Consider the following 12,864-nt stretch of genomic DNA (forward strand, 5'->3'; position numbering starts at 1 on the left):
GGAAGTTCGGGTTGTTCATTTCGGCGAGAGATTGATTGAGCCGCTGGTGACTACACCATATTTCTTGTGTGTGCTGACTTAAATGAAGGGTACAGGTATGCAGTGGATTGCAGAAGGTCGGCGGATCATCAAAGTTGCGGTGCCACTTTCAATCGTTTATTTGATTGAAAGTATGATGGCCTTCGTTGACTCCGTATTCATGGGGCGCTTTCGTGCAGATGAAATTGCCGGCTATGGCTTGGGGGCTCGTATTGTTTTTGACGCGACCAATGTCATTTGTCTATGCGTCATTGGCATGGTCGCCGTTTTCTCGGCCAAGTACGACGCGATCAAAGACAAGCGAGCCGTGGAAACGCATGTGCAGCACGGTTTCTACATGTGTTTTCTGCTCAGTCTGCCGGTCGCCCTGGTGACGTTGAATCTTGGTAGTTTGCTGGTTGCCTTCAATGTCGACCCGGCGGTCGCCTTGCAGGCAGATCAATATGCGCAAGGCGCAGTGTACTCAATCCTGCCACTGGCCTTGTTCTGCGTCCTGCGAGACCACTCGGCGGCGGTTTCTGACTTCTCGTCGATTTTCTACATCACGCTATTCGCCAGCGTTTTCAAAGCGGTGATTTCCTACGTACTGATTCTTGGCGAGTTTGGTTTTCCGCGGCTGGGTGCATACGGTGCCGGCCTTTCGACCTCCCTGGTCAGTTGGGGAATGCTGGTTGCGGAAGTCGTTCTCTATTCCCTGAGCAATCGTAAATCCGGCAAGACGTACGCCATCTTCACCGGGTGGGTGGCTCCCAGGCTGTCCCTGGTGAAAAAGTACCTGGCGATGGGCTTACCCCTATCGGCGAATAGCCTGGTCATTTCTCTGATGTTCATCGTGCTGATGCTCTTGACGGAGAAAGTAGGGACCTTGGAGCTGGCTGCGGCACAACTGGTGTTTTCCTATATCTACCCGGTGTTCATGCTGGTTGAAGGGGTTCGTGAAGCCATCGCCATTCGTGTCGCTCAAGAACATGCGCTAGGTAATGTGCACAAGGTGCGCAAACTGACGGTGGTGGCTAGCATGGTCAGCATGTTGTTCTTGTTTCCTTTCGCCTTCGTCGTATTTTTCGATTCCACGTTGGTCGCATCAATGTTCTTCAACGTCAACGAATCATCGAATCTTGACCTGCTGACCCAGTTCAACCTGATTATCGGTTTTGCCGCTCTGAGCATCGTTGTCGAGTGTGTCCAGGTCATTCTGCTCGGGGCGCTGAAGGGCCTGGAAGATACCAAGGTGCCATTCCTTATCAACACTACTACTGCTTGGGTGATCGGCGTGGCGGGGGGGTATCACCTGGCGTTTAACCTGGATCAGGGGGTCGTCGGTCTGTGGGTGGCGCTGATTCTCAGCCACCTCCTGTCGTTGTTGCTGTTGACGGTACGACTATTACTTGTCACCCGACCCAACAGTCCTCTGCTCTGCGCGAGCTCGGTACACGACTAGTCGCCACCATCCGTCAGGACGGTCGAATCGGGCCTGGCGGCTAATCATCAGGGTTTCGGAAAGATCGCCGGTCTGTACAGGGGGAGTGCGTATGCGTGAAGTACTGGCTACTTACATTGACGCTTATGACGTTGCGATTGATTGTCTTGAGCAATTACAGGGCACTGAGCTTGCGATTGTCGTTGATCAGTTGTTGTCGCGAATCGCGGCCTGCGACGATGTGCTGATCAACAATGTACTTAAGCATCATCGTCATCTACTTGAACTCAGCAGTGAGGAGTGGGCGTGGTTCTTGCCTGGCATTCTTGAATTAGAACGCAACAGTGCCTTTGTCGCGGCTTACCTGATAGAAAAGATCCCGCTGCTCAAGCAGCACCTGGATATGCAAGCTTTCGTTGAGTTTTTGCTAGCCATTAAAGATCATTCGGCACGTGGTCTGTCCTATCTGATCGGCACTTCCGACTCTGCTCTGTGTGATGATCTGGAGTCGATCCTGGAGGCGGTAGGCGTCGTTTACTATCGGGCCGCCATGGACTGTGTGTTGCGTCATAAGGACGAACTGGGCCCTTGCTGCGCTCCCTTGCTCATCCACATCAAGAACTATAGCCGGCACTTGCCTGCCACTGACCTGGATGCGCTGGTGGCTTTGGTCTGCGCTGTGCATGCCCGTTACGGCAGTTTTGGCGCCGTTGCCTTACTGGAAAATGCCGATGAGGTATTTGCCCAACATAGCATTCAGGCAGTACATGAGCGCCTGGACCACCTGTTAGATGAACATGTCGACTATTTTCATTATCTGCTTGCCAATGGCTTGCCGCAGGTTGGAGCGGTTCGCACGGACACCGCTTCGGTTGAACAATTGGATGGCGCAAGTATGACCTCGCATATCGACGCCCCTGGGGTGTTCGATGGCGGGTTGGTCTCTGCGATTATTTCCAATATGAACCTCATGGATCAGAAAACACTTGAGAACATGCGTTTTCAGTTGTCGACCAGTGATTTTAATCGCTGGCTCGAACAGCAGCCTGCTTTCGCGAATGCCCGCATGCATATCGCCGATGCCTATGCCGGTGCTTGGTTTTCATCGTTCGATTATTGGGGCGGAGAGATGGGGGTCGCGCGTTTCAGGGCGCTGATAGGGCAGGCTATAGACGCGACCTATGACAAGGTGGCTCGGCAATCCTTGGTTTACAGGAACAAGTCGCTGTTCGACCGACATGCCGAGTACACCGAAGCCCGCTTGCGATTGATGATAGATACGGCATTTCCAATCGATAGCAACGGATCGCGGGCACCCGAGGATATTGCAAGTGTCAGGACTTATCTCGACGACCATAACCGGGAGGATTTGCGAGATCGGCATTCGAAGCAGCGGGTATTCATCAGTACCTGGAACAGAAACCCATGGCAGGACTACAGTCGTTCCGACGAGTTCTACTCCTGTACCGGTATTGGTGATTACGCTGTCAATAATGCCCCAGGTTATCTGGTTGAGCCGAATTTATGTCGCCTGTATGTCTGGTATCAAGGGCGGCGCATTGGCCGTATTAATCTGATTGCCGTAGCCGATGTCGAGGGTACGCCGGGGTTGTTGCTTGACGGCGTCGAGGGTGGCGGTCGTCTGTTGCAGTCCGAAGAGCGGGTCCTGGACATCCTGGGCAGTGTCTCTGAGTTCGCAAAGCGCTGTGGGTTGAGAGCCTATTACATCAACTGCAAGGCGACCTACAACAATGTACCAAAGCAGTTCATAGCCCAGGCAGTTCGCCATGTAGGGCTACCAGTGACGCATTGTTATCTACGTCGCTTTTACCAAGGACTGGAAATTTATCAGGCGATGCCCCATGGACTCATACCGTTCTTCGAATCCTTCGGGAATAACCTGTCCGGGGTGGTGAGTGGCCTGAAAATCACGTTGCCCTAGCGGCCAACGTTCACAAGGAAGTGTTATGTTGACTACATTGACTGATCATGAATACCTGGCCCTGAATTCGACCTGCAGCTTTGCTGACGGGCACGCTTATCATGAGTTATCCAAGGGGCTGGAGGGTGTTGTCGAGCAATTGCCCACCATTTGGCATGACTGCAATCAAACCAAAGTTCGCGACATGGAGAGGTCTTTCAAGACCGAATGGGCCAACCTGCTGGACTCTAGCGAGTTGTTGCGACACGATCACTTCAGAGTTTCTCCGACTGCATCCAACTCTATCGATATCGTTGCGACACTACTTGCCGAGCGGGCTCAGCGAGTGTTGCTGATCGAACCCACGTTCGACAACCTGTACTTAATGCTTAAGCGTCGAGGTTGTGAGGTGTCGCCTCTCAGCGAGCAGTCGATGATAGAGGCGATTGACCAAGATAGGCTGGTCGAGCTATTAGATGGTTTTTCGTTCGATACCTTGTTCCTGGTAAACCCTAACAATCCCACCGGTTATCTGATTCGCGAACAACAATTCAAGGTGATAGCCGAGTACTGCCAAAGACAGAACAAGGTCTTGGTGGTTGACTCTACCTTTCGCTTCTATGCCAGGGATCCCTTCAATGATTATGCCGCGCTATTGAAGGCTGGCGGTTCCTTCGTGGTAATCGAAGACACCGGCAAGACCTGGCCAACCCAAGACATGAAATCGAGCATGATCGTCTATTCCGAAGATCTGGCCGCGGGGTTGGAAAAGGCCTACGAGGAGATCTACCTGTGTCATTCGCGCTTCGTCATGGGGGTTTTCGTCGACCTGTTCCGGCGCACGGCTGAAATGGGTCTGGAACAGGCTCTGGTGCATGAAATCGGGCTGCGGCGCCGCAAGGTCAGGGCCGTGCTGGCCGATACTCATTTCCGTTGTATTACCGACAGTCGTGCAACCGTGATGCCCGTAGAGTGGATCGATGTCTCGCGCACGGGGAAAACCGATGCAGAGCTCATCCAGCAGTTTTTATCGCACGGCTTCCATTGCCTGCCCGGCAGCCACTTTTTTTGGCACGCCTATTACGAGCGCGGTATCCACAGTTCCCGCTTCATTCGCATTTCACTCGCCCGTCCCTCGGCGGTATTCGAAAACGGTTTGGCTCTGCTACGCAATATCTGCAACGAACCGAACCTTGCCAGGTTAACTGTGAGCTGTTGAGTAACGCATTGCGCTCCTGCTGGTAGCTGCTCATCCATTCAGTGAGCCCAGCAGGCTTTTCTCATCTTTTTTGTGAGTCCCAATCGATGGCCTCACAAAAAAGATGATTTCTGGCCCATGCCCATGTCTGTTGGGATTCGGAACCTTCCATTTTTGGAACCGACTGGAGCTGATGCCTGTTCCACACGTCACCAATACGAAGCTCCTTCTGCCCCGTCGACCGCACCTCGGTGACTGTATGGCGCTGGTTCGCCCACCTTCCGTTCGCTCGTCGGTACCGCAGGCAGTCGCCTTCCTCCTCTGTGTGCTTAGCTCTCAAGATTCTTCCGCTCTCGTGGGTAGCGACCCTGATGTTTATCGGTCTCGTCTCAGAGTGGAACAGTTGTCGCGAAATTAAACGCGGCAGGCAAGCGATTGTCCGGGGAGTGCGTACTGGAGCTCAATCAAGTCCTTGATAACAAACACAACTTATAAGCTGGCACGCTCCGTGTATTGCTGACCTCAGACGTTTCTCTTGCCTCCATGTCCGGCACAACCGGCCATGGCAGAAACCATAAAAACGACACACAACAATAAGAAAGCTCCGTGGAGGTCCGACCTTGATGAAGAGAACACTCCGAGCAGGCATGTCCAGCGGCCTGCTGGCGCTGGCCGTCTGTGCCGCCTTGCATTCTCCCCCCAGCCTTGCGGCGCGAGACGCCCAGACCATCCTCAAGGAAACCTGCCAGGGCTGTCATACCCCTGAAGCCGACAATGCCTTGAGCCGTATCAGTCACCAGCGTAAGACCCCCGAAGGCTGGCTGATGAGCATTGCCCGCATGCAGGTCATGCACGGCTTGCAGATCAGCGATGAAGACCGTCGTACGCTGGTCAAGTACCTCGCTGATACCCAGGGCCTGGCACCGAGTGAAACCGATGGCGTGCGCTATGCGCTGGAACGTCGGCTCAACACCGTCGAGCAGTTCGACGAGCAGACCAGCCAGATGTGCGGCCGCTGCCACTCCGGTGCGCGGGTCGCCCTGCAGCGTCGGCCGGCCCAGGAGTGGGAACGCCTGGTGAACTTCCACCTCGGCCAATGGCCGTCCCTGGAGTACCAGGCCCTGGCTCGCGACCGCGACTGGTTCGACATCGCCCGCAAGGAAATGGTGCCGCTGTTGGCCAAGCGCTACGCACTGGACAACCCCGCCTGGAAGAACTGGCAGAAAACCGCACCCAAGGCCGATGCCCTGGTGGGCGACTGGAGCTTCAGCGGCCACTTGCCAGGCAAGGGCGAACTGGCCGGCGTGATGAGCATCGGAGCTTCGGGTGATGACCAGTTCAAGGTCGCGGTCAAAGGCCAATACGCCGATGGCAGCCCGTTCAATGGCGACGGTAGCGCGATCCTCTACACCGGCTACGAATGGCGCGGCAACGTGACCATCGACGGAGTGGTCATGCGTCAGGTGTTCGCCGCCAAAGGCAGCGAACTGCAAGGCCGGATGTTCGAAGCCGAGCACGATGAGCGCGGCCTCGATTTCATCGCCGCCAAACAAGGTTCCAGTCGTTTGCTGGCGGTGCAGCCGGGCTACCTGAAGGCCGGCAGTGAAACCGAAGTGACCCTGATCGGCAGCGGTCTGCAAGGCAAACCTGATTTCGGCAAGGGCGTGGAAGTGGTCGACGTCATCGCGCAGAGCCCCGAGCAGATCAAGGTCAAACTCAAGGCCAGCGCCGACGCCAGGCCAGGCCTGCGCGCAGTCACCCTCGGTGCGCTGAAAGGTCCGACCCTGTCGGTCTACAACCAGATCGCCGAAGTCAAAGTCGTGCCTGAGTTCTCCGTGGCACGCATCGGCGACGGTGGCGGTTCGACACCGAAAGTCCAGGGCCGCTTCGACGCTGAGGCCTGGGGCAAAGGCGCTGATGGCAAGCCCTACCGCATTGGCGTGTTCCCGGCACAGTGGAAGGTCGAAGCCTTCGACGACCGCGCCAGGGAAGACGAAGACGTCAAGTTTGCCGGCACCATACAGGCCGACAGCGGCGTGTTCACCCCAGGCGATGCCGGGCCGAACCCGGCACGCAAGATGTCCACCAACAATGCCGGCAACCTCAAGGTGATCGCCGCCGTCGACGACGCAGGGAAGTCCCTGACCGGCGAAGGCCACCTGATCGTGACCGTGCAACGCTGGAACAATCCACCCATTCCATAAGTGCAATGAACGCAACGGCTTCAGACACTTTTCGGAATGACCGCAAGCCCCGCATAACGGGGCCTGCACAGGAGGTTTGCCATGGGCGCTATCTTGAATCTGGTCGAACGCAACCTGCACGAAGTGCAGGTGGATGCCGACCGCATGCTGTTTCACATTCCCAGCAGTTCGCTGTTTGCCAGCGACGAGCTGACCGGCACCATCATCGATACCTTGCGCGGTCCCGGCTGTACATCGCAGGACCTGATCCAGCGCCTGGCCACACGCTTCAACGGCGAGGAAATCAACGAAACCCTGCGTGAGCTGATCTCCCTGGAACTGGTCAGCGACGGCTCGCCGCTGACCCCGGACATCGGTACCAAACGGGTCGAGCGCACGGCGATCAACACCGTGGTACTCAACGTCAACACCGGCTGCAACCTGAGCTGCACCTATTGCTACAAGGAAGACCTCGACAAGCCGTCGGCCGGCAAGAAGATGGACGTCGAAACCGCCATTGCCTCGGTGGAGATGCTACTCAAGGAGTCCCCGGATGAAGAGCGTTTTACGGTCGTGTTTTTTGGTGGAGAGCCGCTGAGCAACCGCAAGCTGATCGAATACATGGTCGACTATTGTGAGAAGCGGTTTGCCGAGGCGGGCAAGTTCGTAGAGTTCGTCATGACCACCAACGCCACGCTGCTCACCGAGGAAACGGTGGACTACCTCAACGCCCACCGCTTCGGCTTGTCGGTGAGCATCGACGGGCCGAAAACCGTGCACGACCGCAACCGTATTACCGTGGGCGGGCAGGGCACCTATGACGTGGTACGGCGCAAGGCCCAGATGCTGCTGTCGCGCTACAACAGCCGCCCGGTGGGGGCACGGGTGACCCTGACCACCGGCGTCACCGACGTCGAAACCATCTGGGATCACCTGTTCAACGAATTGGGCTTTGCCGAAGTCGGCTTTGCCCCGGTGACCTCCGGCGACATCAGCAGCTTCAACCTCACCAGCGATGAACTGGTGCAAGTGTTCGCCAACATGAAAGCACTCGGTCGCCGTTACCTGGAGGCGGCGCTGGAGCACCGCAATATCGGGTTCTCCAACCTGCACCAGCTGATCACCGACATCCACGAAGGCCACAAGAAAGCCCTGCCATGCGGCGCCGGGCTGAAGATGCTGGCGGTGGACCACAAGGGCGAACTGAACCTGTGCCACCGCTTCACCGGCTCGTCATTGCCGACCTTCGGCAACGTCCACAGCGGGGTGAAGCAGGTCGAGTTGAACGACTTCCTGTCCCAGCGCCTGGACCGCAGCAACACCGGCTGCGAAGACTGCCAGATCCGCAACCTGTGTTCCGGCGGCTGCTACCACGAAAGCTACGCCCGCTATGGCGACCCGACCCACCCGACGTATCACTACTGCGAACTGATGCGTGACTGGGTCGACTTCGGCATCGAGGTCTACACCCGGATCATGGCCCATAACCCTGCGTTCATCAGCAGCTACATCACTCCGCGCAAGGCTCACTGATATGAAACATCTCAAGGCAATCAATAACAAAGCCCAGAAGCTCGAGCAGGCCGCGGCTGAAAACCGCATCGAAGAGGTGGTGGCGATGAGTTCAGTCGCCGGCTGCGCCTCGACCACCGACCCGGGTTGGGAGATCGACGCCTTTGGCGGTGTGTCGTCGCTGTGCCAGCCAATGGAGGCTGACCTCTATGGCTGTTCCGACCCGTGCTGGTGGCCGGCCCAGGTGCCGGACATGATGAGCACCTATCCGGACTGGAACAAGGACGCCCAGGCGTCCAACGACAACTGGCGCAACCTCGGCACCGTCTTTCCTAAAGACAATTAACCGGACAGAGAAGGATTCCAGCATGCTTCGCACCCAAGCCTGCGGCCTGGCCGCTTTCGCCGTCCTGAGCGCCTGTTCGCTCAGTGTCCTGGCCGATGAAAACCTGGCGCTCAACGCCGGTCACGAATACATGGTGACCACCAATTACCCGAACAACCTGCACCTGATCGACCTGAAAACCGACAGCCTGTACAAGACCTGCAAGCTGCCGGACGCGTTCGGCCCCGGGACCGTTCAGCTGTCGCCGGACCGCAAGACCGCCTACGTGCTGAACAATCACTACGCCGACGTCTACGGCATTGAACTGGACACCTGCAAGCAGGTATTCCACGCCAGCATCTCCCAGCAACCGGGGGAGAAGGCGCGCTCGATGTTCGCCTTTACCGTCAGCCACGACGGCAAGGAGCTGTACACCGTCGCCAATCCGACGCGGATGCTCAACGACCGTTATGAAGTGCAGGCGCCACGGCTGGATGTCTATGCCACCGACGCCGGCCTGAACGCCAAGCCTGTGCGCAGCTTCCCCGCACCGCGTCAGCTGACCATCATGCAGAGCGGTGATGATGGCACGCTGTACGTGGCCGGTGCGGACGTCTACAAGGTCGATGTGAAGACCGGCAAGTTCGACGTGCTGATCCCCAGTCGTCACTGGAAACGCCCTAACTACAGCGCGCCGGACGTGCTCTATGTGTGGAACCAGCAGACCTACCGCCATGACTTCTCGCTGCTCTACACCGCGGCGAAATTCCAGGACAAGAAACAGGATCCGGCCACGGCCGAGTACCTCTACGGGCTGTTCAGCATCGACCTGAAAACCGGCAAGACCGAGACCACCGATTTTGGTCCCCTGACGGAAATCTACTTCAGCGGCATGCGCTCGCCCAAGGACCCGAACCTGATGTTCGGCGTGCTCAACCGCCTGGCCAAGTACGACATCAAGCAGAAGAAGCTGATTCAGGCAGCGACCCTGGATCACTCCTACTACTGCATTTCCTTCAACAAGGACGGCAGCAAGATTTACCTGGCCGGGACTTTCAACGATGTGGCGATCTTTGATTCCGAGACCATGAAGCAGATCGGCACCATCAAGCTGCCGGGTGGCGACATGGCGATCACCACGGCGCAGGTGTTTGTCCGGTAACGGGACCGGCTAGTTCCCACAAGGAACAGGCTGGCCCACGAGGAGGTTCTCACCGCCAGCCCGGTATCAAGCCCCGGGCACCGGGCAGCCGAGGTCGCCTTCCTGGCACTCGAGGTAGGTCTTGAGCACCGCCACCCGCGCCTTGGTCTGCTCGGCCAGGCAATTGCTGTGGATCAGCGGGTAGACACTGCCACCGGCCACCCCAGAGGCAGAGAACCCGCACTCGGCATCACGAAACGCAACCCAGGCGCGTTGTGCACCCACCAGCAGCTTTTTGCTTTCGGGGTTGTCCTTCAGGCGTTCATTGATCTGCTTGTAGAGGCTGTTGAGCTGCTTGTCGGCGCTCTGGTAGTCCTTGGCGGCGCACGCGTTCATCGTGCGCTGGTCGACGGCGTTGGCGCAGTCTTCAGCCTGGGCGCCGGAGGCCAGCAGCAGGGGGGCAAGGGCCAGTAAACACGGTAGGCGCATGGGAGGGCTCGCTTGAAGTCGGGATATTGAGTGGTGGTGATTGAAGAACACTCGCCAGGTCTGCGCAAGCTTCAGGTCGGCTGCCACTGCGCGCACTCAGGGATCCCTTGATACGCCAGCCACGGCACATCGTGAGCGGTCCAGATATGCGCCTGTGGCGTCACGCCCGGGTCATCATCCAGGGTGGCCACCCGCACAATCACATGGGCTTGGGCCGGGCGTTCGGCCATCAGCTGTGAGCCGCAGCGCGAGCAAAAATGCCGCAGCTTGCCGGGGGATGACTCGAACGAAGTCAGCCGCTCCTGCCCCCTGGTCCAGCGAAAATGCTCACGCATGACCCCGGCCGTCGAGGCGAACGCAGCCCCATGCGCCTTGCGGCAGGTGTGGCAATGGCAGTGACTGACGGGCATGTCGAGGCGGTCGAGTTCATAGGCGATGGCCTTGCACAGGCAACTGCCGTGGAGTGTGCTCATGGTGTCTTCCCTTACGCGGCTGACGAACGGTCGAAAGCCCACGTTAGCACCGATAACCGGGCGTTGCCCCACGCTGAACGATGATCGCCGGGGCGAGTCGTAAGTGTTGGATGCATCGGCAGGATTGCCCGTTCGGGCGTCCGCGCCTAGTGTTCATCAAAGGAGGTGCCCTATGCACACATCAGATCGCATCGAAAGAAAGATCCTGCTCAGGGTTCCACGCTCGAAAGTCTGGCGGGCCCTGGCCAATGCCGAGTCCTTTGGCCAGTGGTTTGGCGTCGCACTGGGCGGCAAGCGTTTCGTGGCGGGCGAGCGTACCCAGGGGCAAATCACTTACCCGGGCTATGAGCATCTGGTCTGGGACGTGGAGGTGATGAGGGTCGAGCCGGAGCGGGTGCTTGCGTTTCGCTGGCATCCTTATGCCGTGGAGCCTGCGGTGGATTATTCCTCGGAACCCACCACCCTGGTGTTGTTCGAACTCGAAGACATGGACGGCGGCACGTTGCTGCGGGTCATTGAGTCAGGTTTCGACAACATCCCGGCAGAGCGTCGCCTCAAGGCGTTCCGCATGGATAGCCGTGGCTGGGATGAGCAAATGAACAACATCGAGACGTACCTTGCCACCCACTGATGCCCCCGCACGCGGCATTACCCGTTATCAATGGGGTCGCGTCTTCGCGACCCCGATACCCTCTTTCGGCGTGAACCCATCTTTTGCAATCGATCCGGTGTGTTTCCAGCGGCCAGCGGCGCTGGAGGACAGCTGGCGGCAAGTTTTTTCGCAATGTTTCTATAGCGAATGTCTTACACGCAATGCTAACTATGTCGTCTATTGCGCTTTGGATCCCAAGCGTATTCTTGCTCCATCAACTGAGCACAGGATGTACTCAGGGTCATGGATGATCGGCCATATGCAAGGAACGCAGCGACAGGATGTCGTCATGGTCTTGAAAACCCGCTTCGGCGGGTTTTTTTATGGGCGCGATAAAGCCGCTTCACACCTCGACCACCTCCCGCAGCATCTCCAGGGCCTGCTCGAGTGGTGCCATGCCGATCGAACCCATCGCGACGCGCAATGCGTGGGGGACATGTTCGGTAGTGGCGAAGGGTTCGGCGCTGGTCACCATCACGCCGCTCATCTGCAAATCCAGGCAACGGGACGAAGAATTCAAGCGCTTGAGCGCGCTGATTGACGAAGTTGCCATCAGCCTTCCGGGGTTTGTCGGCACCCAGTCCTGGTGTTCGGCCGATGGCGAACTGGTCAACGCCAGTGACTACTGGCAGGACGAAGCCTCGATCCGCGCCTTCGCCACTCACCCGCGCCACCTGGAGGCCAAGCGTCAATACCGCAAGTGGTACGCGGGCTATCAGGTGGTGATCTCCAGGGTGGAGCGGGCCTATGGCGATGGCACAGTCAGCTCATTCGTGGCCAATGACCGACACGCCAGTCACGCTTAGGCCAGGGCTTTGTCGAGCCTGGCCGCGGCGCGCTCGGTGATCTGCCGGCGTTGATGCAACGCATCGGCCACTCGCTGTTGGGCTTGTTCCAGTACACGCCCGGGCGCGGTGAGCGGGTCGCCCGAGCTGAAGGGGGGGGCTGGTGCGTATTCGAGTTGCAACTGCAGCAACTGCGCGACGTCGTCGCCATACAACTCGGCTGCCAGCGTCAGGGCAAAGTCGATGCCGGCCGTGATCCCGCCACCGGTCAGCAGATTGCCGTCGCGAACCACCCGGTCCTTCACTGCAATCGCCCCTAGCAGGCCCAACAAGTCGTGATACGCCCAGTGAGTGGTCGCTCGCTTGCCCTTGAGCAACCCGGCGGCGCCGAGTACCAGGGCCCCGGTGCATACCGAGGTGATGTAGCGCACCTTGGCGGCCTTGGCCTGAATGAACGCCAGGGTCTGCGGGTCTTCCATCAACGGGCCGACGCCGCTGCCACCTGGGATGCAAATCACATCCAGGTCCGGGCAGTCATCGAAGGTGGTGGTCGGCTTGAGGATCAGACCAGTACTGGCCGTCACGGGGATCAGGTCTTTCCAGATCAGATGCACCTTCACGTCCGGCAGCGACGCCAGTACATCGTAGGGACCGGTCAGGTCCAGTTGCTGCACGTTAGGGAACAACAGAAAACCAATCTGCAACGTCATGACGCTCTCTCCTGGG

13 protein-coding genes are annotated in these 12,864 nt (G+C 58.1%); 9 read left to right on the forward strand and 4 right to left on the reverse strand.

Annotation, left to right across the window (positions count from 1 at the left end):
• The first annotated feature begins 97 nt into the window (after nucleotides 1-97).
• The 7 genes from CKW29_RS05340 to peaD all read left to right on the forward strand — a co-directional run bounded on the left by CKW29_RS05340 (nucleotide 98) and on the right by peaD (nucleotide 9,760).
• Complete coding sequence (locus CKW29_RS05340; protein ID WP_095147280.1) at nucleotides 98-1,480, forward strand: MATE family efflux transporter; 1,383 nt, start codon at nucleotides 98-100, stop codon at nucleotides 1,478-1,480.
• A 91-nt stretch (nucleotides 1,481-1,571) separates the two neighbouring features.
• Nucleotides 1,572-3,401 (forward strand): hypothetical protein, encoded by a 1,830-nt coding sequence (locus CKW29_RS05345; RefSeq protein WP_095148021.1) that lies wholly within the window; start codon nucleotides 1,572-1,574, stop codon nucleotides 3,399-3,401.
• Between the two features lie 25 nt (nucleotides 3,402-3,426).
• Nucleotides 3,427-4,599 carry a pyridoxal phosphate-dependent aminotransferase gene (locus CKW29_RS05350; protein ID WP_095147282.1) on the forward strand — a complete coding sequence of 391 codons (1,173 nt, stop codon included), beginning with the start codon at nucleotides 3,427-3,429 and terminating at the stop codon, nucleotides 4,597-4,599.
• A 602-nt stretch (nucleotides 4,600-5,201) separates the two neighbouring features.
• Complete coding sequence (gene peaA / locus CKW29_RS05355) at nucleotides 5,202-6,782, forward strand: quinohemoprotein amine dehydrogenase subunit alpha (protein ID WP_095148022.1); 1,581 nt, start codon at nucleotides 5,202-5,204, stop codon at nucleotides 6,780-6,782.
• 81 nt (nucleotides 6,783-6,863) lie between these two features.
• The gene (gene peaB, locus CKW29_RS05360) at nucleotides 6,864-8,294 is read left to right on the forward strand and encodes a quinohemoprotein amine dehydrogenase maturation protein (RefSeq protein WP_095148023.1); all 1,431 of its coding nucleotides are present in this window, start codon (nucleotides 6,864-6,866) and stop codon (nucleotides 8,292-8,294) included.
• A 1-nt stretch (nucleotide 8,295) separates the two neighbouring features.
• A complete protein-coding gene (qhpC, locus tag CKW29_RS05365) occupies nucleotides 8,296-8,619 on the forward strand; it encodes a quinohemoprotein amine dehydrogenase subunit gamma (protein ID WP_095147285.1) in 324 nt (107 codons plus the stop codon).
• 22 nt (nucleotides 8,620-8,641) lie between these two features.
• Nucleotides 8,642-9,760 (forward strand): quinohemoprotein amine dehydrogenase subunit beta, encoded by a 1,119-nt coding sequence (gene peaD / locus CKW29_RS05370; protein WP_095147286.1) that lies wholly within the window; start codon nucleotides 8,642-8,644, stop codon nucleotides 9,758-9,760.
• 66 nt (nucleotides 9,761-9,826) lie between these two features.
• Here the strand turns inward: peaD and CKW29_RS05375 are convergent, their stop codons facing one another.
• A complete protein-coding gene (locus CKW29_RS05375; RefSeq protein ID WP_095148024.1) occupies nucleotides 9,827-10,228 on the reverse strand; it encodes a lysozyme inhibitor LprI family protein in 402 nt (133 codons plus the stop codon).
• Between the two features lie 71 nt (nucleotides 10,229-10,299).
• A complete protein-coding gene (locus CKW29_RS05380) occupies nucleotides 10,300-10,701 on the reverse strand; it encodes a GFA family protein (RefSeq protein ID WP_095148025.1) in 402 nt (133 codons plus the stop codon).
• A gap of 172 nt (nucleotides 10,702-10,873) precedes the next feature.
• On the opposite strand from CKW29_RS05380, the gene CKW29_RS05385 reads away from it, so the two are divergent.
• Entirely contained in the window at nucleotides 10,874-11,332 is a 459-nt protein-coding gene (locus CKW29_RS05385) for an SRPBCC family protein (protein WP_095147288.1), read from the forward strand.
• 364 nt (nucleotides 11,333-11,696) lie between these two features.
• On the opposite strand, the gene CKW29_RS05390 is transcribed toward CKW29_RS05385, so the two are convergent.
• Complete coding sequence (locus CKW29_RS05390; RefSeq protein WP_256577105.1) at nucleotides 11,697-11,906, reverse strand: hypothetical protein; 210 nt, start codon at nucleotides 11,904-11,906, stop codon at nucleotides 11,697-11,699.
• Here CKW29_RS05390 and CKW29_RS05395 point away from each other — a divergent pair.
• Nucleotides 11,827-12,159, forward strand: a complete 333-nt coding sequence (locus CKW29_RS05395; RefSeq protein ID WP_095147308.1) for an antibiotic biosynthesis monooxygenase — start codon at nucleotides 11,827-11,829, stop codon at nucleotides 12,157-12,159. The genes CKW29_RS05390 and CKW29_RS05395 overlap by 80 nt on opposite strands.
• Here the strand turns inward: CKW29_RS05395 and inhA are convergent.
• Nucleotides 12,156-12,848, reverse strand: coding sequence for an isonitrile hydratase (inhA, locus tag CKW29_RS05400; protein ID WP_095147289.1), 693 nt, complete (start codon nucleotides 12,846-12,848; stop codon nucleotides 12,156-12,158). The genes CKW29_RS05395 and inhA overlap by 4 nt on opposite strands.
• Between the last annotated feature and the right edge of the window lie 16 nt (nucleotides 12,849-12,864).

It is taken from the genome of Pseudomonas sp. Irchel s3a18 (genome assembly GCF_900187535.1).
Taxonomy (GTDB): domain Bacteria; phylum Pseudomonadota; class Gammaproteobacteria; order Pseudomonadales; family Pseudomonadaceae; genus Aquipseudomonas.